Annotated in this window: 38 protein-coding genes and 2 pseudogenes; 4 read left to right on the top strand and 36 right to left on the bottom strand. The window is 35.7% G+C overall.

Annotated features, from left to right (window positions below; translation table 11 throughout):
* Positions 1–49: 49 nt before the first annotated feature.
* The 26 genes from WCV66_RS09530 to WCV66_RS09405 form a co-directional block, all read right to left on the bottom strand.
* Positions 50–637 (bottom strand): hypothetical protein, encoded by a 588-nt coding sequence (locus tag WCV66_RS09530; RefSeq protein WP_338788800.1) that lies wholly within the window; start codon positions 635–637, stop codon positions 50–52.
* Positions 638–772: 135 nt separating this feature from the next.
* Complete coding sequence (locus tag WCV66_RS09525) at positions 773–1,231, bottom strand: sigma factor-like helix-turn-helix DNA-binding protein (RefSeq protein ID WP_338788799.1); 459 nt, start codon at positions 1,229–1,231, stop codon at positions 773–775.
* Complete coding sequence (locus tag WCV66_RS09520; protein WP_338788798.1) at positions 1,228–1,419, bottom strand: hypothetical protein; 192 nt, start codon at positions 1,417–1,419, stop codon at positions 1,228–1,230. The genes WCV66_RS09525 and WCV66_RS09520 overlap by 4 nt, the downstream gene beginning before the upstream one ends.
* 107 nt (positions 1,420–1,526) lie before the next feature.
* Entirely contained in the window at positions 1,527–2,147 is a 621-nt protein-coding gene (locus WCV66_RS09515) for a hypothetical protein (RefSeq protein WP_338788797.1), read from the bottom strand.
* Positions 2,144–2,344, bottom strand: a complete 201-nt coding sequence (locus WCV66_RS09510; RefSeq protein ID WP_338788796.1) for an XtrA/YqaO family protein — start codon at positions 2,342–2,344, stop codon at positions 2,144–2,146. The genes WCV66_RS09515 and WCV66_RS09510 overlap by 4 nt, the downstream gene beginning before the upstream one ends.
* A 135-nt stretch (positions 2,345–2,479) precedes the next feature.
* A complete protein-coding gene (locus WCV66_RS09505) occupies positions 2,480–2,725 on the bottom strand; it encodes a helix-turn-helix transcriptional regulator (protein ID WP_338788795.1) in 246 nt (81 codons plus the stop codon).
* 150 nt (positions 2,726–2,875) lie between these two features.
* On the bottom strand, positions 2,876–3,061 hold the full coding sequence (locus tag WCV66_RS09500) for a hypothetical protein (protein WP_338788794.1): 186 nt from the start codon (positions 3,059–3,061) through the stop codon (positions 2,876–2,878).
* 25 nt (positions 3,062–3,086) lie between these two features.
* Entirely contained in the window at positions 3,087–3,263 is a 177-nt protein-coding gene (locus tag WCV66_RS09495; RefSeq protein WP_338788793.1) for a hypothetical protein, read from the bottom strand.
* 126 nt (positions 3,264–3,389) lie between these two features.
* Positions 3,390–3,587 (bottom strand): hypothetical protein, encoded by a 198-nt coding sequence (locus tag WCV66_RS09490; protein ID WP_338788792.1) that lies wholly within the window; start codon positions 3,585–3,587, stop codon positions 3,390–3,392.
* Positions 3,588–3,687: 100 nt separating this feature from the next.
* A complete protein-coding gene (locus WCV66_RS09485) occupies positions 3,688–4,239 on the bottom strand; it encodes a dUTP diphosphatase (RefSeq protein ID WP_338788790.1) in 552 nt (183 codons plus the stop codon).
* The gene (locus tag WCV66_RS09480; RefSeq protein WP_338788788.1) at positions 4,217–4,462 is read right to left on the bottom strand and encodes a hypothetical protein; all 246 of its coding nucleotides are present in this window, start codon (positions 4,460–4,462) and stop codon (positions 4,217–4,219) included. The genes WCV66_RS09485 and WCV66_RS09480 overlap by 23 nt, the downstream gene beginning before the upstream one ends.
* Positions 4,452–4,877, bottom strand: coding sequence for a RusA family crossover junction endodeoxyribonuclease (locus WCV66_RS09475; RefSeq protein WP_413789638.1), 426 nt, complete (start codon positions 4,875–4,877; stop codon positions 4,452–4,454). The genes WCV66_RS09480 and WCV66_RS09475 overlap by 11 nt, the downstream gene beginning before the upstream one ends.
* Positions 4,870–5,031 (bottom strand): DUF6011 domain-containing protein, encoded by a 162-nt coding sequence (locus WCV66_RS09470; RefSeq protein ID WP_338788784.1) that lies wholly within the window; start codon positions 5,029–5,031, stop codon positions 4,870–4,872. The genes WCV66_RS09475 and WCV66_RS09470 overlap by 8 nt, the downstream gene beginning before the upstream one ends.
* Positions 5,032–5,042: 11 nt before the next feature.
* Positions 5,043–5,201, bottom strand: coding sequence for a DUF6906 family protein (locus tag WCV66_RS09465; protein WP_338788782.1), 159 nt, complete (start codon positions 5,199–5,201; stop codon positions 5,043–5,045).
* A complete protein-coding gene (locus tag WCV66_RS09460; RefSeq protein WP_338788781.1) occupies positions 5,198–5,398 on the bottom strand; it encodes a Fur-regulated basic protein FbpA in 201 nt (66 codons plus the stop codon). Before WCV66_RS09460 ends, WCV66_RS09465 begins: the two co-directional genes overlap by 4 nt.
* Before the next feature lie 4 nt (positions 5,399–5,402).
* On the bottom strand, positions 5,403–6,413 hold the full coding sequence (locus WCV66_RS09455; RefSeq protein ID WP_338788780.1) for a DnaD domain protein: 1,011 nt from the start codon (positions 6,411–6,413) through the stop codon (positions 5,403–5,405).
* Between the two features lie 4 nt (positions 6,414–6,417).
* Positions 6,418–6,594 (bottom strand): hypothetical protein, encoded by a 177-nt coding sequence (locus WCV66_RS09450; protein ID WP_338788779.1) that lies wholly within the window; start codon positions 6,592–6,594, stop codon positions 6,418–6,420.
* A complete protein-coding gene (locus WCV66_RS09445) occupies positions 6,581–7,285 on the bottom strand; it encodes an MBL fold metallo-hydrolase (RefSeq protein WP_338788778.1) in 705 nt (234 codons plus the stop codon). The genes WCV66_RS09450 and WCV66_RS09445 overlap by 14 nt, the downstream gene beginning before the upstream one ends.
* Positions 7,282–8,169 (bottom strand): RecT family recombinase, encoded by an 888-nt coding sequence (locus WCV66_RS09440; RefSeq protein ID WP_338788777.1) that lies wholly within the window; start codon positions 8,167–8,169, stop codon positions 7,282–7,284. The genes WCV66_RS09445 and WCV66_RS09440 overlap by 4 nt, the downstream gene beginning before the upstream one ends.
* An 11-nt stretch (positions 8,170–8,180) precedes the next feature.
* Complete coding sequence (locus tag WCV66_RS09435) at positions 8,181–8,534, bottom strand: hypothetical protein (RefSeq protein WP_338788776.1); 354 nt, start codon at positions 8,532–8,534, stop codon at positions 8,181–8,183.
* Positions 8,534–10,501, bottom strand: coding sequence for an AAA family ATPase (locus WCV66_RS09430; protein WP_338788774.1), 1,968 nt, complete (start codon positions 10,499–10,501; stop codon positions 8,534–8,536). The genes WCV66_RS09435 and WCV66_RS09430 overlap by 1 nt, the downstream gene beginning before the upstream one ends.
* Entirely contained in the window at positions 10,488–10,664 is a 177-nt protein-coding gene (locus tag WCV66_RS09425) for a hypothetical protein (RefSeq protein ID WP_338788773.1), read from the bottom strand. The genes WCV66_RS09430 and WCV66_RS09425 overlap by 14 nt, the downstream gene beginning before the upstream one ends.
* A gap of 382 nt (positions 10,665–11,046) precedes the next feature.
* A complete protein-coding gene (locus WCV66_RS09420; protein WP_338788772.1) occupies positions 11,047–11,577 on the bottom strand; it encodes an XRE family transcriptional regulator in 531 nt (176 codons plus the stop codon).
* A gap of 60 nt (positions 11,578–11,637) precedes the next feature.
* Entirely contained in the window at positions 11,638–12,339 is a 702-nt protein-coding gene (locus tag WCV66_RS09415) for an ORF6N domain-containing protein (RefSeq protein WP_338788771.1), read from the bottom strand.
* Positions 12,339–12,530, bottom strand: coding sequence for a helix-turn-helix domain-containing protein (locus WCV66_RS09410; protein ID WP_338788770.1), 192 nt, complete (start codon positions 12,528–12,530; stop codon positions 12,339–12,341). The genes WCV66_RS09415 and WCV66_RS09410 overlap by 1 nt, the downstream gene beginning before the upstream one ends.
* Before the next feature lie 11 nt (positions 12,531–12,541).
* Positions 12,542–12,787, bottom strand: coding sequence for a helix-turn-helix transcriptional regulator (locus WCV66_RS09405; RefSeq protein ID WP_413789637.1), 246 nt, complete (start codon positions 12,785–12,787; stop codon positions 12,542–12,544).
* 125 nt (positions 12,788–12,912) lie between these two features.
* Between WCV66_RS09405 and WCV66_RS09400 the strand changes: the two genes are divergently transcribed.
* From WCV66_RS09400 to WCV66_RS09385, 4 genes are all read left to right on the top strand, one after another.
* A complete protein-coding gene (locus WCV66_RS09400) occupies positions 12,913–13,260 on the top strand; it encodes a helix-turn-helix transcriptional regulator (RefSeq protein WP_338788768.1) in 348 nt (115 codons plus the stop codon).
* A gap of 74 nt (positions 13,261–13,334) precedes the next feature.
* Positions 13,335–13,937: an ImmA/IrrE family metallo-endopeptidase gene (locus tag WCV66_RS09395; protein ID WP_338788767.1), complete on the top strand. Its 603-nt coding sequence runs from the start codon at positions 13,335–13,337 to the stop codon at positions 13,935–13,937.
* Between the two features lie 5 nt (positions 13,938–13,942).
* Complete coding sequence (locus WCV66_RS09390; RefSeq protein WP_338788766.1) at positions 13,943–14,320, top strand: hypothetical protein; 378 nt, start codon at positions 13,943–13,945, stop codon at positions 14,318–14,320.
* Between the two features lie 12 nt (positions 14,321–14,332).
* Positions 14,333–15,523 carry a site-specific integrase gene (locus WCV66_RS09385; protein ID WP_338788765.1) on the top strand — a complete coding sequence of 397 codons (1,191 nt, stop codon included), beginning with the start codon at positions 14,333–14,335 and terminating at the stop codon, positions 15,521–15,523.
* Between the two features lie 261 nt (positions 15,524–15,784).
* Here the strand turns inward: WCV66_RS09385 and WCV66_RS09380 are convergent.
* From WCV66_RS09380 to gvpJ, 10 genes and pseudogenes are all read right to left on the bottom strand, one after another.
* Positions 15,785–16,015 (bottom strand): annotated as a pseudogene (locus WCV66_RS09380) (tyrosine-type recombinase/integrase); the annotation flags it as partial.
* 234 nt (positions 16,016–16,249) lie between these two features.
* Entirely contained in the window at positions 16,250–17,074 is an 825-nt protein-coding gene (locus tag WCV66_RS09375) for a carbohydrate ABC transporter permease (protein ID WP_338788764.1), read from the bottom strand.
* A 12-nt stretch (positions 17,075–17,086) separates the two neighbouring features.
* Positions 17,087–17,986: a sugar ABC transporter permease gene (locus tag WCV66_RS09370; RefSeq protein ID WP_338788763.1), complete on the bottom strand. Its 900-nt coding sequence runs from the start codon at positions 17,984–17,986 to the stop codon at positions 17,087–17,089.
* A gap of 141 nt (positions 17,987–18,127) precedes the next feature.
* Positions 18,128–19,390, bottom strand: coding sequence for an ABC transporter substrate-binding protein (locus WCV66_RS09365; protein ID WP_338788762.1), 1,263 nt, complete (start codon positions 19,388–19,390; stop codon positions 18,128–18,130).
* A 70-nt stretch (positions 19,391–19,460) separates the two neighbouring features.
* Complete coding sequence (locus WCV66_RS09360) at positions 19,461–21,554, bottom strand: amylo-alpha-1,6-glucosidase (RefSeq protein ID WP_338788761.1); 2,094 nt, start codon at positions 21,552–21,554, stop codon at positions 19,461–19,463.
* A gap of 225 nt (positions 21,555–21,779) precedes the next feature.
* Positions 21,780–22,796 carry a LacI family DNA-binding transcriptional regulator gene (locus tag WCV66_RS09355; RefSeq protein ID WP_338788760.1) on the bottom strand — a complete coding sequence of 339 codons (1,017 nt, stop codon included), beginning with the start codon at positions 22,794–22,796 and terminating at the stop codon, positions 21,780–21,782.
* Positions 22,797–23,008: 212 nt separating this feature from the next.
* A pseudogene (locus WCV66_RS09350) lies at positions 23,009–23,113 on the bottom strand (DUF6262 family protein); the annotation flags it as partial.
* Between the two features lie 260 nt (positions 23,114–23,373).
* Positions 23,374–23,766: a gas vesicle accessory protein GvpU gene (gvpU, locus tag WCV66_RS09345; RefSeq protein ID WP_066339758.1), complete on the bottom strand. Its 393-nt coding sequence runs from the start codon at positions 23,764–23,766 to the stop codon at positions 23,374–23,376.
* Positions 23,767–23,783: 17 nt separating this feature from the next.
* Positions 23,784–24,401, bottom strand: coding sequence for a YtxH domain-containing protein (locus WCV66_RS09340; protein WP_338788759.1), 618 nt, complete (start codon positions 24,399–24,401; stop codon positions 23,784–23,786).
* A gap of 145 nt (positions 24,402–24,546) precedes the next feature.
* Entirely contained in the window at positions 24,547–24,855 is a 309-nt protein-coding gene (gene gvpJ / locus WCV66_RS09335; RefSeq protein ID WP_338788758.1) for a gas vesicle protein, read from the bottom strand.
* Positions 24,856–24,879: the final 24 nt, after the last annotated feature.

The following is a 24,879-nucleotide window of genomic DNA, read 5'->3' as shown; positions in this document are numbered from 1 at the left end:
GCCACCTCCAATTATTTGAGTTGTTTTGGAAAATAAAAAAAGCACCCAATTAAGAGTGCTTTATTTTGTAAACAAGATTTAATATTGCATTATCTGCTTTAGCTAATCCTTGATAATAGGTGAACAACCTTTCTTGTATTTCTTCATCGGTGACACCAGGTCTAATATTTTCAAGATACTCTGATATAACCCCAGCATAATAATCGATACTCTTCACTTCTCTATAAAACTCAATTCCTACAAACCTAGCCTCTTCTGATAATTCGGATGCTTTAGTCTCCAATGCCTTTGCATCTTTTAAGATAGCATCTATTGTTTGAAACCAATTTTGCGGACTTAAACTTTTTATCCCGTTATAAACTGCTATTAGTTTAGGTAATAATTCAGTGAATACATAATTTGCTTTTTCGTACTTTAATAGACTTTCTTTTCTATTCTGTGAGTCAAGTGTCCATTTCACTCCAACTAATGTCAGTAGTCCCCCTAATACAGAACCGACAAAACCGATTAATGCTGCTATAATTTCTTTTTCAAGTATCTTTAAAGTAACCAGTAATGCATAGATAATAACAATGTCTATAATAATTACAGTAAAAAGGAAAAAATAAGGCAAATACCTAAGAATATTATATTTCATTATGTCACCCCCTTGTCCATTATAGGAAAAAGGAGGGGTTTAATCTACAAGATTTAACAGTTTATAAACCGAAGGTTATTGATCGAAAGTAGATTTTCGGACATGTAACTAATCCGCGCCGACCTCCCTCCCATTTTACACCGCAATTTTTTCCAATTTCAATAACTGCAAAAGGTGGCAATTTTGGCATAATTGGTTTAAGAAATCTATTTTAATTTGCCTAACCTTTTCTCTGGAGATGTCTAAGTGGTAACCGATAGCTCGATAGCTCATCCCATCAAGCATGCAATCATATACAATTTTCTCTATTTCATCATTCAGATAATCAGCTGCAGCTTCAAGAGCAAAAACACGACCTTGCAATTTCCATAACCTTTTTAACAACCTTTCTTCCCTGATATCCATCTTCTCTAATTCCATTTGACTCTTACCAGGACTTCCTTTTGGCATTGCTGCATCTTCTCCATACTGAGCAACACCCCAACTTTTCATAGGAGTAGAGTAACCATATAAAATTCTTTCCAGGCGATTAACTTCTTTTCTCATCCAGTGATAATCTTTAATTAATTGTTCAACCTGAGTTTGTATTGTCATTTTAAAGCTCCTCCTCTACCGCGGTGCAATGTTTTCATGTTGCTCCTCATTAGAAAAGCTAGGTCACGATCTGAAAGCTTTTCCTGTTTCTTTGCAGGTGGTTTCTTCTTTGGTTGTTTACGTTGCTCTTTTACTTCCATATGGTCCTTTTTCCACTGTTTCAATTGATCTTGTAAACTAGTATTCATGTACAACCTCTCCTTTTTGACAAATAAAAAGAGGACACCAATCAAAACACAGATGTACTGTGTAAAGATCAGTGTCCTCCAGATGGCCGGTAGAACTCTATTAATTTTTAATTTATAACTTTATTTATTTTTTGAAGTTCTTGTTTTGATTCAATATCAAATTCATCTATAGAATTAGAAATTTCTTTTAGTTTTTTTAATCCCTTAGTAAACCCTTCATAATTATCGCTCCAGTGAATATAATCTGTTCTTATAGGTTTTTGTAAATCATCTATGAGAAATTCTACATCTACTTTAAGAATATCAATTATTTCCTTGCCTATAATAAAACAATTATAAAACTCGTAAGGAATTTGGTGATAATTCATTGTTGAAATCTCTTTTGAAACATTATTTAATGATCCTAAATATCCTTTAGAATGTTTTATTGTCTTTTCTTCAAAAACACCTACTCTTGTATCATCATGTGATATTCTCTTTTCCAATTCTTCACCTGCATTTATAACGGCTTTTATTCTTGAACTAAAATCAGAGCTGATTTTTAAATAACTCGTTATTTCTTGTTTCTTTTTATTTGAACTGTCATGCTTAAGTTGCTTCCTTACAGAAAATATTGTAAATAAACCTGCTAAAAATGCTCCTAAAAATGCTCCAATTAAAGTTCCTATACCAGTAAACCAAGCGTCTGGAGAAATACAATTCCAAAATCCTTCACAAACTTCCTTCAAAACTCTTCCCCCTCATCAAACTTAACACGTTTCACCTTACCTTGATGAGTAACAATTCTAGTTTCACCATGGGAAGGTAATTCGGTTATTTTAGCTTTACCTTCGCATAGTACAATGGCAAAACTTCCTTTTAAATCCATTATATCAATCTCTAGTCTCATGGTACTAGGATCTATTTTTATTTCTTGCAACCTCATTAAGATCCCTCCATGTGTTATTTTTTTTGAGAGAATCTATATTTTTATGAATCTTTTTACTAGGTCGTCCGTATATAATAATATCGAATCAAATAAGAAGTATTTATTAAGAAGTCAGGTTGCCGCCTGGCTTTTTCATGCAATCAATCTACTATTTCTAATTCTCAACTTAACTACTATTCTCATTGTTCTAATTATTGCATGAACATTATTTGGAATTGTAGCAGCGTTTTCCCAATTAATTACTGTACTTTTTGTAACTCCCATGGCATCAGCAAATTCCCTTTTGGTCAATCCGATGGAACTTCTCATGTGGTTAACAAATTCTGAAAATTCTTCTATGGTAATTAGTTCTTTAGAGAAGTTATCCAGTTGTCTCATAATTACGCAGCCCCCTTAATCTGATGGAACCAAATATTATTCAATCTTTGAATTTCCTCTTTATCACCATTCTTAAAGGCTCTTAATAAACGCCATTCTAAATCATGTGGCATAGGTTATTCCTCCTTCGATATTTAAGCGTATTGTGAATTACTCTTTGCACTCGTTACAGAATATACGGTGCAATCCACAATCTTCACAAGGTTCTAATTTCCTTGCTTTAGATTCACAAGACATATGATAAGGTGTAATATCACCGTTGTTTTCTCGTCTTCCTATTTGTTCTTCGTGTATGGAAACCTCATTATTACAGACACCACAATTCCTATCATTCATAAGGTTCACTCCTTCGCAATTTTCTTCACTTATACCAGACGTTCCAATACAAGTTCTTTTCTTCAACCATACCGCCACCAACCATATAAGATTCTCTAATCTTTGATTGAGACAACATTTGTACATTCAGCACATCGTTTTCAGAAAGAAATTTGTTCAGTTCCTCTAATGAGTAGATGATTTTCACTCTTGTGCCCTTCATTTCAACACCTCGTCAAAATACAATGTTAACTACTACTAATACCAAGAAATAGATCCAAGTTAGCCAAAATAAAACGCTCTTTATAACTGATTTCATATAACCTCTCCGTTACTTCGCAATTTTCTTCTAGACCGACTTAACATGTGGTAGATCCACACCAGCTAACTTGAGAGAAAAATAAGTGTCTTTATAAACACGTAACTCTTCATTTTCCTTCTTCAACTGCTCGATCATTCCATATGCTTTATCTAGATCAACTCTTTGCCTACGAATCTTACGACTAGCATTGATGTAATCATCTTTTAGCTTTTCATGATCCTCCAACCGGATTACCTCCCCTTAAATCGGTTACGCCAATCATGTTCGAATGTAAGAACCAAACCAATCAAAGTGACAATAGCAACGATTGTTAGTACTGGCGACATTAATAACCACTCTCCTGGCGTTCATGATTGATTTTGTTTTTATCCATGTATGCTTGTTCGATTTGATCCCATGTGAATCCGAGCATTTCACCTAAATAGTAGTAAGCAGCAAAAAGATTAGAATATTCACAGTCGTAATTTACTGTGTTAGCAAAATAGAAAACCGTATTGAATTGCTCTATAATATTTTTGGATTTTTGTTCTTGGCTTTTTATGTCGTTATCAATCTCGCTGATATAATCACACACATCAAATTGAATCTCATAAGCTATCTCCAATGCTAATTCCAAAACAAAGTGTAGTCCGTCCACATATTCTTCAAGTAAAGGATTGTAATACTCTTTATCCTCTTCCATCATTGCTGGATGTCTTAATGCAAGTGTTCTAGGTTGTTGATTAGTGCTCCAAAACTTAAAGCCTCTCCACTCATTTGCGCATTCTCCTACTTCCACAAGCAAAGCTAAAATTAATTTGTTAAAACGATCAGGACCGTCATACCCAATGTGGTCTCTTAGCCCTTTCTGCATCTCAAACAACTTTTGTAAATTCATCTGGTACCTCCTCAAGATATTTTTCAAAATGCCTTTCAATAATCTCAAAAGTTTTAGGGCCAATACCTTTTATGCCTTTCAACTCTTCAAGCTTTTGGTCAAACAACATTTTTGATGCAACTCTGCTTACTTCAACGCCTTGCTCAAATCCAAAAAGACAACCTTTGTTATAGAATTCCTTCTCAGCCTTCTCGATGGCTGGATTTCTTTTCTTAGCCATCATCACTCAGCTCCTTTATAAAAACCTCTACTCTCGGATAATCGCTATAAAACTTGCTAACTACTAAATCAACAATCTGAGCATCATCTTTGTAAATGATCTTGTTCATGGCATCCAGAACACCTTTTGCATGGTTATCTAGATCAGGTTTAGTTATCGGACGTTTAATGCCTTGTTTAGCAGCTTCTTTTTCTTTCAAGGTAAAACTCTTAAGGATAGGCTTGTACACCCTTAATTCAACAGCTAATGGACCTGAGAGAAGCACTTTCGGACGATTCTGTGAAGCTAGTAATTTCACATAGCTTTTAAAGTCCTTAGATTTCTCTGGATCCCGAACTTGTATTTTGCCTCTTCTGTTGATCGATGCTCTTGGTCGACCTTGTGCTACTGCTTCACCTGGTATTACAAATTCAATCATGTGCAACACCTTCTGGCAGGTAATCATCTATTTTTGTTTGCCCCTCAGGAGGCTCGTTTTCGAGTTTCTTGACCTTTACCTCACAAACAGGACCAATACCTCTCTCAATGCTTTTCTTGCTTTTTAGTGGTCTATTACAGATTGGACAAATCATTTATTTCACTCCTAAACCGCGATTTCGCGTTGTCTACCAGTTTCACGATGAACCAGTTGCAACCTATGTTCATGTTTTAGATTTTTAACGATAAGCCAATTTTGAGGATTTAAACCTGCTTGTTTGATTTGATATTTTTGAGCATTTGTTGGACGTTTACCTTGTTTCATGCGTTTTCCTCCTTAGACAATTCTTTACCGAATTGAGCCTTAACAATAATATGTATCTGCTCCAATTCGCTAAGATTCAATTCGTACAGCTGCTTATTATCAGGAGTTTTGAAATAGCCCATTTTTAGCAATTCATTTTTCAGAAAATCTTTTCTTTGCTCAACTGCTTGAGTTAGCCTAGTTGCTTGTGTGTTCATCATGTCACCCACTTTTTTGATCTTTATAATTTTTGATACGCTCTTGCAACTTGCGCTTTTCTTCTTCAAAGGCTGCAATCTCTTCTGGTGTGTATTCACGTTGCGGTTTAGGATCTTCTTCTTTACCAAGCCATTCAGGTTGTTGCTCAGTACGAATCACTTTACCGAATCGTGTTTTACTACCACCCTTTGATTCAAATTCTTTATCAATTACATGAACATCCTGAATGCATTTCACATGACGCTTAACCCAGTTTTTCATAATGCCAACGGCATAACTAAATGGTTTTTGATTGATTAAAGCTCTTTTCATAGATTCAATTACAACTTCATCGTTTAGATCGTTACACCAATGAATAATTTCATCGATCATGTATTCATTCGTGAAACCAAAATTTTGTTGGTAGAATTTAACGGCATCGTCAGCAACGCTTTTTTCTTTATGTTGTTCTTCTTCTTTTTCTTCTTCTTTTTCTTCTTCTTTTTCTTCTTCTTGTCCACCTGTCGTAGACGTATCGTGGTACGTATCGTAAAAAGTGTTGGTATTACTGGGTTTTCCGTAATTTGGCGTATCGTGATACGAGTCGTGTGACGTATCGTAGTACGACTCGTATAATTTTTGAATTTCTTTTTTCTCGATACGTTCACCAACAAGATAAATTAAGGAAGTATCTTTTACCGTTTTCAGCTCTGTTCTTACGCAATCGAGAACCGGTTTACCACCTCTATTGAAGTTATATCTTCCCCAGTTTTTAATCGCGATCTCCCTAGTTTGATTGTTGTAAATAACTATTTCGTGATGATTCGTAAACCTATCTAATAAAGCGTTTATGCTCTCGAGCGAATACCCCATATCAAAAGCCATTTGCTTTTTAGTAATTTGATAAATTCCTATTTGCGTAGTATTTGAATTTGTTAACAGGTAAAGAAAGAAGTATTTATCCTCTGGTGTCATTTCTTCGACCACTTTCGGATCATCCCAAAACTCTGTATGAACCATCCTGAATTTAGCCATTGCTTTACCTCCTTTCACATATTGCCTTCATGCCCTCAATCTTTACAAACTCTAGATGAGGGAAGTAATTCTTTATATAGCCTTCAACGTACTCTTTGAATAGCTTCCCTCGATCATGGTACCCATCGGTCATCCAAAGAAATTCAAAAGGAATATCAACTTCATAATTAACTTGGGACATAAACAACCTTCCCTGTGAGTTTCATAATTTCTTTTTTGAATAGATCCGCATTGCTGTTTGAATCACTTAGATGGAGCAACCAGATCTCTTGAACCTTCGATAAGTCATTTTCCTTAAGAAAATCTTTAACGTTTTCTAAGCTAAAATGAGACTTTATCAGACGCTTTTTCATCACTGGTGGAACTTTGCCATTCATAATGTTTTCATTAAGGATTTCTAAGGAGTAGTTACACTCCACTAAAAGGTGTGTAAGACCTTTGAATTTGTACCGAATGTAATAAGTATCTGTAGCGAATAAAAGCTTCTCTCCGGCTTGATTTGCTAGTAAAAACCCTAATGGTTCAGATACATCGTGTTGAACATCAAACGGTAATATGGTCCATGTACCGACCTGAAACTGTTGTTTAGCTTTAACCTTTTTAATACGATGATGTTGTACATTTATTGCTCCAGCTGTACCTGCTGACATGTAGCAATCAATTCCGGCCTTCATAACATCCTTAATGGCTTTGCAGTGATCACCATGCTCATGTGTAACTAAACATGCTGAAACCTCTGATATTTGAAAATCTAGACCTTTTTGAATCTCTCTATAGTTGATACCGCATTCCAGAAGAAGGGGCGTATGGCCGTCTGTAACGCGGTAACAATTCCCCTTCGAACTAGAAGCTAATGCTGTGACCTCAATCAAAACCCTGGTCCATTCTCAAAGTCCATTGCACTCTGTTTTTCGGTTATTGGAGGCTGTTCAGAGCGTTTCTCTTCAACCTTTTCTTCAACCTCACTGTATTCAATATCAATGATTTCAGAGTTAGCATTCTCTTCAATTTGTTGCTGTGCCTCGGCTTCAGGAGTGACATCAACTCGCTCATTGTCGTACTCATTTTCAGTTGATTTATTGATTGCTTCTACAAGTAGATCACTGTCATCACTTGTATTAATAAAAGCTTTAGCAGCACGATTGATAACTGTACGCTTAGCCATTTCTTGGGGGAACTTATTTTGTACATTCTTTGTTTTCGCTTGACTCCATGATGTATCAATTTCTTTTCTAGTCATGACTGTCAGTATTTCTTCATCATCATTGGTTCTGACTACTGCATAAGCTCCTAAAATGTCGTTATCACGATTCAAGAAGTTTGTTTCGTGTTTAATCAACTTTTCACGGCCACCATCAATTTCATAATCAAATACATCACCATCAAAAATAACGTTTGCCCAAATGTCCTTTACATTGGTTAATCGCTTAAGGACTGCCTGTGTACCAAAATAAGAACGATTCAGCTGTAACTGATTCCCATAAACAATGAAGTAACATTGTGTCTTAGCTGGACTTAAACCCTGAACAACCATATCAAGTAATGTGTTAGCAATAGACTCTCTTGTACAAACTTCAAGTGCGGGTTTTCCGTTACGATCTTTAACCTCTTGAAGCTTAAAAAATGCACTTTTTAGTGAATTGCTTGCATTGTAGTTAGAAGGAAGTTGCAAGCCTTCATCTTGCAACCTTCCTAAATTTCTATTTACGTCATCTGTTATATCTTTTTGGATAATTGCGACTTGTTTATTACTCATTGGATTTCCCCCTATTCAATATTGAATTTCTTTACTGCTTTTCTAAATGAATATTTTTCGCCGGTTAAACGTTCGTACCAAACCCTATTACTCCAATAAACTTCTGGAAGTAAACCCTCTCGATTGTCTTTTGATGTATCCCACGCTGTTAAATTCCTTGCGATTACTTCAGCTAATTCAGTTAGGTTTTGTTTCATTATTGGTGCTTGTGCAATAAGTTCTCTGTCATCATCACTTGAAATACTTTCAGCTATGACACTGCCGCCGTAATATTCGATAACACCTTGTGGCGTATTCTTAGTAGGGTCGGTAATAACTGCATCGGTAATATTACTTAATCTCCATTTACCAGGTGAATGTGCCATCAGATAGCCTCCTTATTCAATTGTCCTGGGTATTCCACTCTTAGCTTCTTATCAGCCTCAGAAACAATTAAACTAATAACCTGTGAATCAATATCTATTAAAGATGTAACAGCTTCACTGTTATCTACAAAGATTGGAGCTGACACCTTGTAATGCTCTGAAAGGGTGTTAATAATATCTAGACCAACATTGATACGTGCTGCATTGTTTAACCCACCAGAGTAAGGAACACCATTGAATGTTGTTTCGCATATCTCTTCAAGCCCACCATTGATATTCGTTTTAAATAGATTGAATCGAGCATATTTGAATTTAGAATTAATTTTTTCCTCGAGCAGATTCACCTTAGTGCGTATAAATTCTTCTGTAAGGAAAAGCTGTTGTTCGATCTCTTCAAATTCCTTAGCAAGTTCTTTCTCTTGCTCTTCCAGTTCCTTTACTCGATTTACGACCATTTGAACTTGTGCAAATTTCGCTTTATCTTGCTCTAGCTTTGCAATTTCTGATTTAATTCCGTTGATCGATTGCTTTACTGTTTCAGCTGCAGAGAATGATGATTGCTTTAATTCATCAATAGCTTGCTTAATAGTTTCAATTTGCTTCTGTTTAGTCTGGTAATCCACTGATTGACTAATATCTGTTGTAGATGCTTTCATAGCTTCAAGTTCAGAAGAAATTGAATGTAACTCAGCTTCTTTATCAGTGATTTCTTTATCACGTATTTCTAGAGCAACCTCATTGGTTTTAATTTCAGCATTTATTTTTTCTAACTCATCCTTCAACTGCTTTCCTTGAAGGTTGATATTTTCAAGTTTTTGACTCTTTTCTAAGTTAAAACGATTGATAGATTCTTGAATCTGTTCTTCAGGTAAGTCTTGTCCACATGTAGGGCATGAAGTTTGATGTTGCTCAAATGTTTCGGCATTAACTACGCTCCATTTTTGTCTAAGCTCTATAATTTGAGATCCTTTTGTATTGGACATACTATGGAGCGATTCAATTTCACGAAGATTAAGTTGTCTATTATGTCTCATGGACTCTAACTGATTCTTTACTTCATAAAAATGCTTTTGCTTTTCAGCTGTCTTGCTGTAATTCGCTTGTTGGTGCTCATTCTTCAAATCAAGCAATTCCATTTCAGATTCACGTAATTGCTTTTGTTTCTCAGTAACTTCTGAACCGTTTTGAATACGAAGCAATTCTTGCTCTTTGTCATTCGCTTGATTTTTAAGGAATGTAATCTCATCATGAATTTCCTGTTCATTTAGTTCTGAAATGTCTGGTATTGTTCGTTGAACCTCATCGATTCTGATAGGGATACGATCAAGCTCTTTATTGATCTCTGCACGTTTAGCAGCAATTACTTTTCGATGATCTTCAATACTTCGATTACCTAAGATATTAGGAAGCTTAGACAACTTTTGATTACTAGCAATTACCTCTGCATCCGTAATGTCACCACAGATTTCTAAAAGGATTTCACGACGTTTTTGCCAATGTAATTGTTCATTGAAAAAGGATGGTGAGGTTAACAGTTTGAAAATATCTTCGTTTACTAGATCAGCTACACGTTCAACAAATTCCTTTTTCTTTGCTGGTACACCATCAATTGCATAATCTGTTGTATGACCACTAAACTCTGCTTGTGCAGCTCCACGTTTCTTTGTCCATTTCTCAGTAAACACTTTGCGTAATGACAGTTGCTTGCCATCGATAAGGAAAACTCCCTCAACCTCATGTTCTAAACCTTTTAAGTTTTTACCGTTACTAAGCGTTTTGATCTGAAAGTCTTTTCTATTTTGGCTGTCCTTATCAAATAAGAGCCAAATGAAAGCATCGAATAATGTAGTTTTACCAGTAGCGTTATCACCGTACACTTTTACGTTTTCAGCTTGTAAATCTAGCGAAAATTCACGAACACCTTTGAAGTTTTTAAGATTAAGACTCAATAATTTAATTTGTTGCATGCACTTTACCCCCGTTTTGAACATTTTTTAATGAAACGAACAGATTGAATTGCTCTTTAGATTTGAATTGAAACACTGGCATCCCACTAGGTTTGATAGTGATTTGTCCCCCGACTAGCGATAAACGACGTTGATCAGCTTCATTGAAAGGTACTTCAATCATTTTTCCTTCAACCTCCATTTGATTTTTTGAAGGGAATCCACTAAAATAAATGTAAGTTTTCTATTTATGGATCCCTTTAAAGCCCACTCTACCCAGTGGGCTTTTTTGATGCTTATTCGCATCATTCAGCCTTAGCAGGGAAACGAAAAGGGGGTTAAACGCCTCCGTTGCTAAGACTCAATGACGAGAACAAGAGTTCTTGCCATCACTCGAAATGAGTGGTAAAATATGATTATTCAAACATTAATTTTGGCAGTGGGCTTCGGAAGAGCTTGCTGCTATTTTTTTTGTTCATTTCTTTCTCTTGCCCCTAACATGAATCCAAACATCAAAGCTACTAAAACAAGTACTGACATTGCATAAAACAAAGTCGTATCATTAATCATTGCTTCAAAAACCTCCTTTGAATTAGCTTCACCTTATGTTGGGACCACATTTTCATCCATGAAATTCCGTACTCTTTGCAAAGAACAGCAACATAATGTGTTAAAGCTGTGATTGCATCAATACATTCTTGAATGGACTTTTCAATTACCTTAATTTCCATTTGTTCAATAGCCTTAGGGTTAACAGTTAATTTTTTACTTGCCTCCGTAATTGCTTCTAATGCCTCTGTCAATTCTTCTTTTGTTTTTAATGAGACACTCGTTCTATGTAGATCGACAGCCTCACCGTTCAACTTTGCAATCCCCCAATTTGTATATTCATGTGCTGCTTCAATTGCTGGGAAAGGGTTATTATGTTTTTCTGCATAGTATTTAGTTAACTCAGGTTGCACCTGGTACCGACCGTTTTCTTGTTGGGATATTGATTCCCTTGATCCGTAATATCCATCAAACGTTAACTCTAATTGAGTACTACCAACTTCTTCTCTTGCTAATTTAACCTCTTGTGCAGCTCTACCAATTTTCATATTTCCGCACCTCCCTTCTACCATTGAGATAGGAATAATTTGCTAATCTAGTAATAGGAGTTAAGAAACCTTTCTTGGTATCCAGTTTTCTATGTAGCGAAGGGCTGATTGTAATTCCTTTCGCTTAACATCTTTGTAACTTGCAACACCAAATCGATCTTTGATTTCACGATATAGTTCTTTAAATAGCTTTGGTCTTACATCTGGATCGATACAGACTTCATATACTTTGGCTGCCACACCCTTTTGAAGTCTTCGTTGTTCGCCATGATCAAGGGTAATTTGTTCTTCAACTTTGTTATCAATTTGTGTTACAAGCTTTCTAATTTCGTGTTGTTCTTCCTTAATTGCTTGTGTATCTTCTACTAGATCAGCTGTTGTGCGAAGAACAGTTACCAACGCCTGGTCTTTAGATAAAGGAACAACATTTTCTTTAACTGTGTAATAATCATCAACTAGTTTTTCATAAGCGTCCCATGCTTGATCTGTGTTAAGTGATTTTGCGTGTAACCAAGCACCTTTTTCAGTCCATAAGTACATTTTGCTTACTCTTTCGACTGATACGGAATTTCCGTAATGGTCACCGAATGCTTTAACTTCATCACCTTGTAATAAGAAGAAATGTTTCCCGACACTATAACGCTCTTTGTTAGCATTAAAATTTTCAGAAATACGACGATTTGTTGTTCCGTATGCATCAGCTAATTGATTAGAAGTCAAAACTCTCTGACCATTTGATTGAATTGGTTGTAAATGATTCATTAGATAGCCTCCTGAATGATTTTTGATTCTTGATCTTTGATCCATGCATCGATCGTTTCTACACTGAACAAAATGCGACGACGGACTCTGAAGTGAGGAATTTGTTTTTCTCTTACCATGTTGTAGATCGTATCTGGATGCACCCCAAGATAATCGGCAACACCTTGAACGGTAAGTTTTTTGTTAGGCATATTGCACCTCCTTATGCTGTATTTTTCTCACCGCACAATTCGTGCGGATTAGGATTAAAAAAAATATCCTGAACTGTTTTTTTATAGAATTCTGCGATACGAACTTTGATTTCGTCACGAGGAATTCTTTGACCATTTTCATACATTTGTAAAGCACTTACACTAATTCCAATTGCTTTAGCAACCTTTTCACGAGGGCTATCTCCTCTTAATTTTACAAGTGCTTTACCTATTAGCTGTCTATCCAAATTTGACACCACCTTCCGCACATTTCGTGTTGCTTAATCATATAATAAACCACACATTTCGTGTTGTCAACACATTTCGTGCGAAAATATTCCTTTTAACACATTTCGTGTTATTATCTAATTAGGTGATAATAATGACCACTTACGGTGATCGATTAAGAAGACTTAGAAAAAATAAAGGGATCCATTCACAAAAAGAATTCGGTAAATTGTTTGGTCTCAGTGAAAGTACAATTAGTATGTATGAACGATCTGAGCGTAGACCTGACTATGAGACTTTGCAAAAGTTCTCTGAATTCTTTGAGGTATCGATTGATTACATAATTACAGGAAATGAATTAGATAATTCCAGTAATGAAATGTGGAAAGAAATTCTCGATCCTAAAACACAGATATTCTTCAAAGATTTGAAGGATGCTCCAGAAGAAAAAATCGAAGAGTTAATTCGATTTTGGGAGTTTATTAAAAATAGAGATAAATAAAATAAACATTAGGGCCAAGTGGCCTTTTCTTTATAAGTCTAAATCGAACATACATTCTTATTTAGGGGGCAATTATGAAATACAATAGCAATTTATTAGAAGATTGGATTAAAGATTTCTATTGCAAGATTGATATTTACCATCCTCATCAATTAGATCTATCTGAGATTGGAGCTCGCTTAGGGTTATATATTCACTTCGAAAGGTTTTCGAGTCGAATTTATAATGGGGAAATCATTATTGATTCTAGGCTGTCACCACAAGAACAATGGGAAGACTTTGGACATGAGCTTTGCCATTTATTACGGCATTACGGGAATCAAACATATATGACTATGCCTTTTTTAGACTACCAAGAAACACAAGCAGAAAACTTTGCCTTACATTTCTGTGTACCAACATTTATGTTATTTAAAAACCAGGTTGCTAATTATGTAAATGTACAAGATGGCATACCATTTGTAACTGAAAAATTTAATGTTACTGAGAAGTTCGCAAAGAAACGTCTTATCCATTTCAGAAATCAGATTCAGCAATCTAAAACAGACCAAGAGTTTAGAAAGCATATGAATTTACTATATCCAAAGTCTAGTCCTGATAATTGGTCTAACGAAACTAAATTATTATTGGACAAGCTTAATAAACAAATAAAAGTAAAAGAATTGCAAGGAGTATGAGAATTATGCCAAAACAACGTGTTTATTACGACTATGTAGATGGAAACCTAGTGCCTTTTTGGTACGTACTAACTTTTAGACCAAATGAGATACCTTGGGAAGATGAGACATATTATTTTGAAGTTATTTCCCCATTCGAATACTTTGATCGTGATGATTTTGACGATTCCGTTCTTAGTACATCTATCTATATAGAAGACTTATTAACTAATAATCTACAAGAAAGTAATTTAGGTTTGAATCTCGATCAAATTAAAGAAAGAATTTTAAGACATGGCGTTGAACCTTGGGAAGTTAGACAACTTATTATTCAGTTGCCTGATATTGAAGAAGTACTAAAGTTATTACCTAATGAAAGAAAAGCGTCTTTTATCCTAACATAAGGAGTGTTAATCATGGCGTACTATCAAAAACGTGGTAAAAATTCTTTTCTATTAACTGTTAATACTGGGTACGACTCACAGAATAAAAGGATACGTAAAACAAGAACCATTAAAATAGAAGATGAGTCGCTATTAAAAACAACCAAAAAATTACGTGATTATTTGAATCAAGAATTACACAAATTCAAAATGGAAGTCGAAGCTGGTGAATACATCTCTCCAGAAAAGATGCTATTGAAAAACTTCATCATAGATTGGGAAAATAAATATGCAAAAAAAGAACTATCAGAAACTACATTAGCTAACTACCTTTCCCACATAAAAAATCACATTTTACCTTCACTTGGTCATTTGCAGATCGATAAAATTAAACCAGTTCACATAATTGATTTCCTAGATCAGATGAAAAGAGTGGATGATCCTGACACTCCACTCTCCATGAGAACTAAACAAGATTCATATTTAACTATAAGGAATATTTTCGAACGTGCAGTTGAATGGCAGATCATTAAAAATAATCCAGTTAAAAATGTTAAAAAGCCGAAAGTTTCAACAGAACGAGATGTACATGTAAATGTGTATGATGAATTAGAAGTTGAATCATTATTTTTAGCAGCTCGAGATGAGCAAATTCATTGGCGTATTTTTTTAACATTAGCGCTAGCTGCTGGTTTAAGAAGAAGTGAAAACTTGGGCTTAGAGTGGCCGAAGGTAGATTTAGATAAAGGTACAATTGAAATTACCCAAGTTATTGTTAAAGGTACACATGGTTCTCTTATTAAAGGTCCAAAATCGAAGAATTCTAAAAGGCTAGTATCTTTACCCGCATCTGTCGTTGAGGAACTAAGATTATTTAAGTTGCATTGGAATAAAGAGAAAATACAAATGGGTGACGATTGGATTGAGCATGAACATAAATGGCTGTTTTGCAATGAAGATGGTACCCACTTTTATCCAACAACTCCTACTACATGGTGGAGACGATTTACAAAACGTGCAGGAGTTCGGTTTATTCGCCTTCATGATCTCCGCCATACTTCCGCAACACTATTAATTAATCAGGGTGTTCATGCAAAAATTATATCTGATAGACTAGGGCATTCTGATATTCGAATCACGATGAACACATACGGCCACGCTCTTCAAAAGGCTGATCAAGAAGCTGCTAATAAATTAAATGATATATTCACTAAAAAAGCTTAATTAAACTTAAATTGAACGGTTGTTGGCGATTTGTTGGCTCAATTGACCAACAACTTTCCGAATTCATCATACCTTAACCATAGACCATCAGATCGAAGCCTTGATACAACTGCATTTAATCAAGAACGTCAGTTCCCTTCCTACCTAGTCATTTGCACTGGCAGCGTAGAGGTCAGGAGTTCGATCCCCCTATGCTCCATCCTATATAAAATCCGGAAAAAACCTTGATATATCAAGGTTTTTTTCTCTTCTCCTGCGTCCTCAACGGGCATCGAAATTTATGCTTAACTTCCGTTTGGTCACAGTATTCATTTTATAATTACATCTAACGCGGGCTTCTTCTTCTTGCATTGTTGGAAGAACATGCGAATAAGTGTCGAGTGTTACTTTTAGGTTACTGTGACCTAATCGTTCTGATATGATCTTGACATTTATTCCTATCGACAATAACAAAGTTGTATGAGTATGCCATAAATCGTGGAAGCGGATTTGTAATAAGCCATAAAAAATAAAGGGTGATACATATTAGTCATGTATAATATGTATCACCCTTTTCTTTCCTGTTCCACAATAACGCCCAGATTGTGGAAGATCATTATTTAAGATAACCACCTTTTACTTTAATAAGAAATCTTCTTTTTATAGGAAGGTAGTTAGTGAACTGAAATTCTATCTTTTTAAACAAGAATAGGCTACCTCACCTTTAGTGAAATAACCTACTTTACTCTATTTTCCACCTGTAAATGAAATTCCTTTAATAAAATACTTATTGAAGAAGGCATAGATTAATAGTACAGGTAATGTAAAGATCATAGAAGCTGCCATGATATAGTTCCAATAACTAATATATTGACCTTTGAAAGTATTTAATCCAAGTGGCAATGTAAATAGATTTGGATCCGATAGAACAATTAATGGACGCATAAAATCATTCCATATTCCCATAAAAACAAAGATCGTTTGTGCCGCTAAGGCCGGACGAGCTAATGGTAAAACAACCTTGAAGAAGATACCAAATCGATTTAGACCGTCAATCAAAGCTGCCTCCTCCAATTCTTTAGGGAAGTTAATAAAGAATTGGCGCATCATAAAAATAAACGTTGCATTAATCATAGACGGAGCAATCATTCCTTGGTAGGAATTTAACCAGCCAAGCTCTTTTAAAATCAAATAGTTTGGTATCATCGTTACCTGTGCTGGAATCATCAACACAGCTAAAATGATGACAAACAATGCATTTTTACCAGGAAAACTTAATCTAGCAAGAGCATATCCCGCCATTGAATTAAAAATTAAATTTAAAGCTGTCGCAACTGATGCGATAAACACACTGTTAAATAACCATCTAGGAAACAGTTCTTGTTCTATAAATATCGTTTTATAGTTGTCGAAGGTAAAATCCTTTGGGATAAAATTCATCGAACCACTTACTATCTCTTCAAGTGTTTTAAAAGAAGAAGAAAGTGCCCATAAAAATGGGATGAGCGTGATAATCGCATAGCCTACTAGAATCACATATAATATGTTTCTTCCAACACTTCTTTTTTTCATGCTGCTCACTCCTTAGTAGAGGGATTCCTCTTTTGAAAATTTTCGTTGTAATAAGGTTGCAACTAGGATCACCAATGCAAGTGCAAATGCTAATGCTGCAGCATATCCCATTGTGCCAAAGTTTTTAAATGCGTATTGATAAATCAGTAAAACAACCGTTAATGTTGAGTTGTTTGGTCCACCAGATCCACCTGAGAAAATATAGGATTGATCGAATAATTGGAATGTCCCGATAATCCCCATGATCACAACAAATGAAGTAACTGGGCGTAAATTTGGAACGGTAATATACCAAAATTTCTTAATTGGGCCTGCTCCATCTAGTTCTGCAGCTTCATAAAGTGAATCAGGAACATCCTGAAGAGCCGCTAAGTAAATAACCATAAAGAATGGTGCTGTTGACCAAATGTTCATAATCATGATGGCATTTAACGCAACTGCTGGATCTCCCATCCAGTTATAGGTTGGTAGTCCTATCATACTAAGAAGATTGTTAATTAAACCATTTTGGTTATACATCCACATAAAGATTAATGTTAATACAGCTGAGGATGTAAGCGTCGGAAGGAAGTAAACAATTCTAAAAAGCTTCTCTCCCTTTAATCCTGCATTTAATGTTGCAGCAAGAATAAGTGCTAGGATCGTTTGACATGGAACAACAATCACAACATATTTAAATGTATTCCATAAAGCAATTTTCGCCCTCGTGTCATCTAGTATTTTTGCAAAGTTTTCAAAGGCAACAAATTTATAGCTCGTTCCTCCTAATAATTGAACATCATTAAATGATAAGAAGATCGCATATAAAATAGGGCCAATAACAAATAGTAACAGGACGAATAGAGCAGGTGACATGAATAAATAGCCTTGTCCTGCATCTCTTAATCTTGCTGGTGAATACTTTCTTTTCATGTGTTTCATCTCCCTTATAAGAGCCCTCTCTTTTAGTTTATATAACTCTTTCTATCGATGTTAGATTCAAACATCGATAGAAAGAGTTGTATACCTTAAAAGGAAAGAGGAAGGAAGCTGCCCCTTCCTTTTGGTTACTTATTATTGTGCTTCAATTTCTTTATTCGCTTGATCTTGCGCTTCCTTCAAAGCTTCATCTAGTGGACGATCGCCAAGGTAGGCACTAACAAACTGGTTATTAAAGTTTGTAAAAATAACAGGTAGGTTTTTACCATCAGACCAAACGGTTGCATATCGAGCACCATTTACAAGTGACGCACGAAGCTCATCTTTATCATAACCAAGCTCAACTGCTACTGATTGTCTAGAAGGTAACTCAAATCCTTTTGAAGTCCAAGTCTTCATACCTTCTTTTCCAGTTAGATAAGAGATAAGCTCCCAAGCTGCTTCTTTCTTTTCAGATGCTGAATTCATGACGTAGCCTACAGTAAATGCCATCGTGCCTTGTTTACCATCAATCGTTGGTACTTCTGCTGTTCCGAACTCAATATCAGGGAATGTACTTTGTAAGTATGGAATAGCCCAGTTTCCTTCAATGACCATTGCAGCTTTTCCTTGTCCGAACATTTCACCAGTCCAACCTGCACCTACTTCATTAGGTTGTGCTGCAGTTTTGTCTACTAAGTGTTGATCCACATATGGTTGTAAACCTGCTACAACATCTTCACTTGCAAAGTTTGCATTACCATCTTTTACAATGTCTCCGCCTTTAGATTCTGCAATAAACTGTAGGCGTGCTAGTTCTGGATTTTGACCAAATCCAAAGACTTGATTACCTTGTGTTAATTTTTTCGATACGTCTAAAAGCTCATCCCAAGTTTTTGGAACCTCTACATTAGCATCTGCAAGCATTTTTTTGTTATAGAAAAGTGCTAGAGTTGAATAGCCCTTAGGAAAACCATAAGTCTTTCCATCTATTTGGAAGGCTTCAATTAATGGCTTTTCAAAATCCTCTATGTCGAATCCCTCTGTCACATAGCTATCTAAAGGTTCAACAACTCCTGTTTCAATTAAACCTGGTGCTTCAAAGGCATCAAGATAGAATACATCTGGACCTTCGCCACCAATTAATCTTGTTTTAATTACATCCATATATTGATCTGCGATTACTTCATGCTTTACCTTAATATTAGGATGACTTGTTTCAAAATCTTGAAGGACTTGTTTGAGAAGTTCACTTTCTTCTGGTGAGGACCCCCAACCTGCAAGAGTAATTTCAACTGGTTGATCTGAGTTTGTTGCATCTCCACTTGCACTGTTATCACCATTGCTACAGCCAGCTAAAACGTTTCCAATCAAGAAAGATACAGTACCTAATGTTGCTAACCATTTTTTCATTTTCATGTTTGTTCCCCCTATAAAGGACAATCAATTTTATTTTCATTTCCAAAGGGGATTCACCCCTTTGGTTTAATTAATAGATAAGTTCAAAGCCTGTTGTATTCTCTAATACCTTTACTTCAATGCTTTCTTGATTTCGTTGAAGTGATATCGATAGTTGACCATTTCCAATCGTCATTCCTTCAACAGCCAAAGAGTTCATATCATCTAATAGGGTCGGATTTAGTTTAATTTCCTTTTTAAGACTATCAGGGAATAACCCTAATAATGTTTGAATAAAGACAATTGGTGTTCCAGCCGCCCAAGCTTGTGGGGAGCAAGCAACTGGATATTTCACAGCCTTTCCAAGCTCTTTACTATAACCACAGAATAGTTCAGGCAATCGATTGTATTCGAAGTGAGCTGCGGCATTTATTAAACCAGTCATAACTTTTTTTGCTTCTTCCTGCTGACCAAGTTTACCCATTCCTAGTAAAATCATGCTATTGTCATGAGGCCAGATACTTCCGTCATGATAGCTCATTGGATTATAGCCAGCTTCACCTTCACCCATTGTTCTGATTCCATAGCCTGAAAACATTTTCTCGGAAAGAAGCATGTTTGCTACTGCCTTATTTCTTTCCTCAGAAAGCATTCCCGAGAATAAAACATGACCAGGATTTGAGGTGATTGTTCCAACTTGTTGCTTGTTTTCATCAAGAGCAATGGCATAGAAGTTAACGTCATCCATCCAAAATTCAGCATCAAACTTTTCTTTAAGCTTGCTTGCTTGTTGACGTAGCTGAACAGCTAACTTTTGTTTTCCAATTTGGTCATAAATCTCAGCTATTCCTATTTTTGCTTGATACACGTAGCCTTGTACCTCAGCTAATGCAATCGGTGTTTTCGCGTAGTCTCCGTTGCGGTGAACAATTGAGTCACCTGAATCTTTCCAGCCTTGATTAGCAATTCCCTTACTTGATTCTTGATGATATTCAACAAACAAATCGCCATCACGGTCACCGTATTGATCGATCCATGCCAAGGCATCAGCAATATTTGATTCAACTTCCTTCACAATTTCTAAATCACCAGTCCACTTCACATACTCACAAACTAAAATAAGGAATAATGGTGTAGCGTCTATCGTTCCATAGTAAGGTGTGAAAGGAATTTGATTTGTATTGGCTAGCTCACCAAAACGAATTTCATGCATGATTTTTCCTGGTTGTTCATCACGCCAAGAATCTTGGTTTTTTCCTTGCTTGCTTGCCATCGTTAAAATTGTCCCTTTAGCAACCTCTGGATTCAGCGATAGCATTTGTAAAGCAGCTATTAAACTATCACGACCAAATGGAACGCCAAACCAAGGTAAGCCCGCTACAGGAAACTTGCCATAACCAAGATCAGTTAAAAGAACTCGTAAGTCACCAATCCCTCGGTCCACAAGACGTTTAAGAGCTTCATGATCAGTTTTCACCTTAGGAATGTTCGCTTCCCATTCTTGATATGATTTTTTTAACTGGTATAGAGCCTGTTCCGGTTCAATGATCTGGTTATGGTTTGTGTCACCTACTTGTGGTTGAACCATAAAAGTGACGGATTCTCCACACCCATGATCGAGGTTAAAATCAAAGGTTATGTCACCTGTTTCGGTTACCTGATTCGCTTCCTTATTCCAATCAATTCTTGTGCGTCTATTAATTTGATCAGCACCTTCATAATGATAAGTTAATGAGTTCCCATCAACAGTCTGCCCTGTACGCTTTCCAACCTCTCCATTTTGAAAGCCACGAACAATAAACATATCTTTAAAATCAACATCCACATGAATGCTTAGTTTAAACTCGACAGGCTTAGGGTAGTAATTTTTCACCTTAACCGTTTCGTATAGCACGTCTCCGTAAATAAAACGTGTACGTTCAATCTCTACTGATTCACGCCATAAAATGAGTTGGCAATCTTTCTCCATATGTGGGTTTGTTAATAAAATCTTAGCCATATAGTTTTCATCAGCATCTGATGACAATAGAATAGGTTCCTCCCCATTAATACGAAGGTCCAATTTGCTTAGAAAGCGCGTATCCTTCGTATAGAGCCCTAAACCATACGAATGATTTTCAGGGATATTTCCTTTGTCATCTGTTAGTAAAAATAAATCATTTTCTTTTATTACTCGGTAATCCATTCTGTTTCCACATCCAATCTAATCACATGTATTGACGTTATTATGTCGTCCTAATTCCTACGTCACCCGTTTGCCAAAACGTTTCGGTTTTTATCCGCAAAAAAAAGTCATTATTTTGTTTTATTCCTTTACTTTAACGTTTTATTTTTTTGTCAAAATTAAAAAATAAATCAACTTTCTATTAATCTAACTTAAACGTTTTGGATTTTACCTAAAAACCACCCATCACTTGTGGTTTTTAGCAGTAGATTCCCTTACAACTAGCTTCGTACCCAATGTAATCACATGCGGCTCAAGTGTTCCTTCTAACATCTTTATTAAAAGATTTGCCGCTTGGTAGCCTAGTTGGAAAATATTTTGAGAAATCGTTGTCAAAGGTGGGTTTGAGTATCCTGCAAGTAAGATGTCATCATATCCTACTACAGACAAATCCTCTGGAACCTTTCTGCCTAATTCTTTTGCACCTTCAAGAATTCCCAATGCCATTAAATCACTTGCTGAAAAGATAGCCGTTATTTCCGGATACTTTTCCAATAACTTAATAGCCTGTAACTTCCCTTCCTCTTCTTCAAACCTTCCATTAACAACCCATTCTTTTTTATATGAGATGCCGGCCTCCTGCAAAGCTTCCCTGTATCCTTCGAATCTCATATTACTGACAAAAGCCTTACTATGACCATTGACCATCGCAATATTTCTATGACCCAATTCTATTAGATGGTTAACAGCTTTCTTAGCACCTAATTTGTTGTCTGTTGTTACGTGTCCAACATTCTCACTTTGAATCGGATAATCGATTAAAACACATGGAATATCACTATTTACAACCTCTTGTAAATAAGGATCATCGGTTTTAATTCCTTGGATAATGGCTCCATCTACTCTACGCTCTCGACAAAGCTGCGTATAAGTTTTCTCTCGCTGCTTTGTTGAATTTGTATTAAATAAAACGAGATCATAATCCAATTCTGAAGCACATTCATTAATGCCTGAAAGGACAGAAAAGGTAATTTGGTCTTTTGCACTTTCCCTGTTTAACCCTGATACGAGCAATCCAATTGTTTTGGATTTATTCATCACAAGACCTCTTGCTAGCGTATTAGGGCTGTAGTTTAGCTCTTTAGCTAAATTCATAATTTTTAGTCTTGTTTTTTCGCTAACATCTGAGTATCCATTTAACGCCCTAGATACTGTCGTAACGGATACACCAGCTGCTTTAGCAATATCTTTTATTGTGGTCATGTCACCCAGCTCCCAAAACGTTTCGGATCACTTATGTTTCAATCATAATGTATCTCGAAATCGTTTGCAAGTATTTTCTTTTTCAAATTTTATTGTTATAAAATTGGCAATGACTACTTTCTTTCTAGAAAAATTGAAAGGGTAAGCTATCTTCTACAATGGCCCTTTTAATGAACAAGCAGGGAAGGAGAGCATCGTGTTCTCGACATTAATTAAAATTTTTTATATACCTCTGCATAAGCCACTTTTAATCGGTCCCTAAGTTGTTTGTTATCATCTTCTAATTTCTTAATCTTCCGTTTCAGTGATTCAATAAGAGTCGAGCCCCCTATGCTCCATTTCAGTAAAGCAAGGTGGATGATATTGATACTTCCATTTCTTCTAGGTTTTCTCCATTTACTCCACCCTGTGCAGTTAGAAATATATATACTACCTAGTTACAATCCAGATTAATTTTTTCAATAAATAGTTCATTACACCTACATTTTTTTACATTATATCTAGCATTCAACTACCTACTAAATAAAAAACCCCCACTCCTCAAGAGTCAGCAGACCCGAAGAGTGGAGACTTCTATTTAAGAATTTTCTAATGCATCAGAGATTTTCCCTAAAAAAAACCCATCGAGTTCGTTTAGTTTTCCTCTCCAGAGTATATCTCCTTTAGAAGGTGTTGGATTGCTGTCACCACAATATACTTTAGCGTTTTTTAAGTGAATAAAATGGACTTCAGAATCGTCGATTGCTTCTGTTGCCTGTGCAAGTTTCTCACTTATTTTTTGAGCCACTTCGCTTCCTTCTGCAAATGTTTCACTTAAAGTTTCAAAGTATTCTTTGGCAGAGACTAGAGTTCCTGTCACGATTGCTCCATTTACATTTAGTGAAATATCCAGTGAGAAATCGTGCTGATTTGCAGCTTGTACGAAAAACTCGATAATTCTGTCTTTTGTTTTGCTGTGTTCATTTGTCATATTCACTTCTCCTTTCTTTAAGAAGATGTGTCATCATTACTTGAAAGGGTTGTGTCGTTCTTCTCCTCTTCATTTTTAGGTGTTTGTTTCGATTGGTTCTTTTCTTGACTTTGATTTTTTGTATCATCTTCGTTACTGCTATTCTCATTTCCTTCTACTTGATCTTCTGTTGATTCATTTTCCTTATTCTTGGAGTTACCTTGATTCTTTTCTTCCTCTTCATCATGCTCAGATCTCTCCTTTTTATCGTTTTGCTGTTCACCATCTTTTGGATTTGTAAGTAATTCCTCTAAATTTTCTAGCCGCTCATTCAATCTATCATTTTCCTTCTTCAATTCTTCATATTTACTCTTCGTTAACTCTTCATCCTGTGAACTTGTTTTATTCTCTGAGGTTTCCTTTTGATCGGAAGTCTTTTCATTTGACTCATTGTCCTTTTTAAATAAACCTTTGGCAGAATTTTTGAGTGAACCTGCTGCTTGCATTGATTTTTCTTTTGCAGATTGACCTAAGTCCGTTCCTTTGCTCTTTAATTTATCATAGTCAATTTTATCCATCAGCTTTTTCCCATTTTCCGGTGTTGCTAAATAGCCAACTGTTGCACCAATTAGGCCTCCTGCGATTGATCGCTTCATTGAATTGCCATTGGAATTGGTTTGATTATCAGCTTCATGATTGCTTTGGTTTTTGCTTTGATTCGGTTGATTCATTTTCTTTTGTTTGATTCGTTTTATTTTCTACCATTTTTGTTTCAGCCATTTTAAATACCCTCCATTTAAATTAAGAATTGGATTCTAGTTTTTTTTCAAGAGATTCCAATCTCTCGTATAATCGTTTGTTTTCTTCTTTTAGTGCATTTGCTTGATGGTTGACAGCTTTTGAGCTTAGGTATGGATCTGTTTCCCACCAATCCATGCCGATCTCTTTTGCTTTATCAACCGAAGCGACAATAAGCCGTATTTTAATGGTTAATAATTCGATATCCGCTATTCCTACGGTAATATCGCCTGCAATCACGACACCTTTATCAAGAATTTTCTCTAATACATCCACAATTGTATTGGATTGCATAGAAGGTTGAACTGTCATTTTGCCTAGTCCTCCTTAAGCGTT

It is taken from the genome of Metabacillus rhizosphaerae (assembly GCF_037201795.1).
GTDB classification, from domain to species: domain Bacteria; phylum Bacillota; class Bacilli; order Bacillales; family Bacillaceae; genus Metabacillus; species Metabacillus rhizosphaerae.
This window is presented reverse-complemented; position numbering and strand designations above follow the sequence as displayed.

What these genes read in the sequence shown, in the direction of transcription:
- WCV66_RS09475 (WP_413789638.1), bottom strand. Translation starts at nt 4,877, where the DNA reads ATGATTGAATTTGTAATACCAGGTGAAGCAGTAGCACAAGGTCGACCA.
- WCV66_RS09425 (WP_338788773.1), bottom strand. Translation starts at nt 10,664, where the DNA reads ATGATTGAAGTACCTTTCAATGAAGCTGATCAACGTCGTTTATCGCTA.
- WCV66_RS09400 (WP_338788768.1), top strand. Translation starts at nt 12,913, where the DNA reads ATGACCACTTACGGTGATCGATTAAGAAGACTTAGAAAAAATAAAGGG.
- WCV66_RS09365 (WP_338788762.1), bottom strand. Translation starts at nt 19,390, where the DNA reads ATGAAAATGAAAAAATGGTTAGCAACATTAGGTACTGTATCTTTCTTG.
- WCV66_RS09525 (WP_338788799.1), bottom strand. Translation starts at nt 1,231, where the DNA reads ATGACAATACAAACTCAGGTTGAACAATTAATTAAAGATTATCACTGG.
- WCV66_RS09420 (WP_338788772.1), bottom strand. Translation starts at nt 11,577, where the DNA reads ATGAAAATTGGTAGAGCTGCACAAGAGGTTAAATTAGCAAGAGAAGAA.
- WCV66_RS09485 (WP_338788790.1), bottom strand. Translation starts at nt 4,239, where the DNA reads ATGAATTTACAAAAGTTGTTTGAGATGCAGAAAGGGCTAAGAGACCAC.
- WCV66_RS09360 (WP_338788761.1), bottom strand. Translation starts at nt 21,554, where the DNA reads ATGGATTACCGAGTAATAAAAGAAAATGATTTATTTTTACTAACAGAT.
- WCV66_RS09375 (WP_338788764.1), bottom strand. Translation starts at nt 17,074, where the DNA reads ATGAAAAAAAGAAGTGTTGGAAGAAACATATTATATGTGATTCTAGTA.
- WCV66_RS09530 (WP_338788800.1), bottom strand. Translation starts at nt 637, where the DNA reads ATGAAATATAATATTCTTAGGTATTTGCCTTATTTTTTCCTTTTTACT.
- WCV66_RS09385 (WP_338788765.1), top strand. Translation starts at nt 14,333, where the DNA reads ATGGCGTACTATCAAAAACGTGGTAAAAATTCTTTTCTATTAACTGTT.
- WCV66_RS09355 (WP_338788760.1), bottom strand. Translation starts at nt 22,796, where the DNA reads ATGACCACAATAAAAGATATTGCTAAAGCAGCTGGTGTATCCGTTACG.
- WCV66_RS09430 (WP_338788774.1), bottom strand. Translation starts at nt 10,501, where the DNA reads ATGCAACAAATTAAATTATTGAGTCTTAATCTTAAAAACTTCAAAGGT.
- WCV66_RS09415 (WP_338788771.1), bottom strand. Translation starts at nt 12,339, where the DNA reads ATGAATCATTTACAACCAATTCAATCAAATGGTCAGAGAGTTTTGACT.
- WCV66_RS09495 (WP_338788793.1), bottom strand. Translation starts at nt 3,263, where the DNA reads ATGAAGGGCACAAGAGTGAAAATCATCTACTCATTAGAGGAACTGAAC.
- WCV66_RS09390 (WP_338788766.1), top strand. Translation starts at nt 13,943, where the DNA reads ATGCCAAAACAACGTGTTTATTACGACTATGTAGATGGAAACCTAGTG.
- WCV66_RS09450 (WP_338788779.1), bottom strand. Translation starts at nt 6,594, where the DNA reads ATGTCCCAAGTTAATTATGAAGTTGATATTCCTTTTGAATTTCTTTGG.
- WCV66_RS09505 (WP_338788795.1), bottom strand. Translation starts at nt 2,725, where the DNA reads ATGAGACAACTGGATAACTTCTCTAAAGAACTAATTACCATAGAAGAA.
- WCV66_RS09440 (WP_338788777.1), bottom strand. Translation starts at nt 8,169, where the DNA reads ATGAGTAATAAACAAGTCGCAATTATCCAAAAAGATATAACAGATGAC.
- WCV66_RS09460 (WP_338788781.1), bottom strand. Translation starts at nt 5,398, where the DNA reads ATGAACACACAAGCAACTAGGCTAACTCAAGCAGTTGAGCAAAGAAAA.
- WCV66_RS09470 (WP_338788784.1), bottom strand. Translation starts at nt 5,031, where the DNA reads ATGATTTGTCCAATCTGTAATAGACCACTAAAAAGCAAGAAAAGCATT.
- WCV66_RS09340 (WP_338788759.1), bottom strand. Translation starts at nt 24,401, where the DNA reads ATGAAGCGATCAATCGCAGGAGGCCTAATTGGTGCAACAGTTGGCTAT.
- WCV66_RS09455 (WP_338788780.1), bottom strand. Translation starts at nt 6,413, where the DNA reads ATGGCTAAATTCAGGATGGTTCATACAGAGTTTTGGGATGATCCGAAA.
- gvpJ (WP_338788758.1), bottom strand. Translation starts at nt 24,855, where the DNA reads ATGACAGTTCAACCTTCTATGCAATCCAATACAATTGTGGATGTATTA.
- WCV66_RS09520 (WP_338788798.1), bottom strand. Translation starts at nt 1,419, where the DNA reads ATGAATACTAGTTTACAAGATCAATTGAAACAGTGGAAAAAGGACCAT.
- WCV66_RS09370 (WP_338788763.1), bottom strand. Translation starts at nt 17,986, where the DNA reads ATGAAAAGAAAGTATTCACCAGCAAGATTAAGAGATGCAGGACAAGGC.
- WCV66_RS09510 (WP_338788796.1), bottom strand. Translation starts at nt 2,344, where the DNA reads ATGAGGTTGCAAGAAATAAAAATAGATCCTAGTACCATGAGACTAGAG.
- WCV66_RS09500 (WP_338788794.1), bottom strand. Translation starts at nt 3,061, where the DNA reads ATGAATGATAGGAATTGTGGTGTCTGTAATAATGAGGTTTCCATACAC.
- WCV66_RS09395 (WP_338788767.1), top strand. Translation starts at nt 13,335, where the DNA reads ATGAAATACAATAGCAATTTATTAGAAGATTGGATTAAAGATTTCTAT.
- gvpU (WP_066339758.1), bottom strand. Translation starts at nt 23,766, where the DNA reads ATGACAAATGAACACAGCAAAACAAAAGACAGAATTATCGAGTTTTTC.
- WCV66_RS09410 (WP_338788770.1), bottom strand. Translation starts at nt 12,530, where the DNA reads ATGCCTAACAAAAAACTTACCGTTCAAGGTGTTGCCGATTATCTTGGG.
- WCV66_RS09465 (WP_338788782.1), bottom strand. Translation starts at nt 5,201, where the DNA reads ATGAAACAAGGTAAACGTCCAACAAATGCTCAAAAATATCAAATCAAA.
- WCV66_RS09480 (WP_338788788.1), bottom strand. Translation starts at nt 4,462, where the DNA reads ATGATGGCTAAGAAAAGAAATCCAGCCATCGAGAAGGCTGAGAAGGAA.
- WCV66_RS09435 (WP_338788776.1), bottom strand. Translation starts at nt 8,534, where the DNA reads ATGGCACATTCACCTGGTAAATGGAGATTAAGTAATATTACCGATGCA.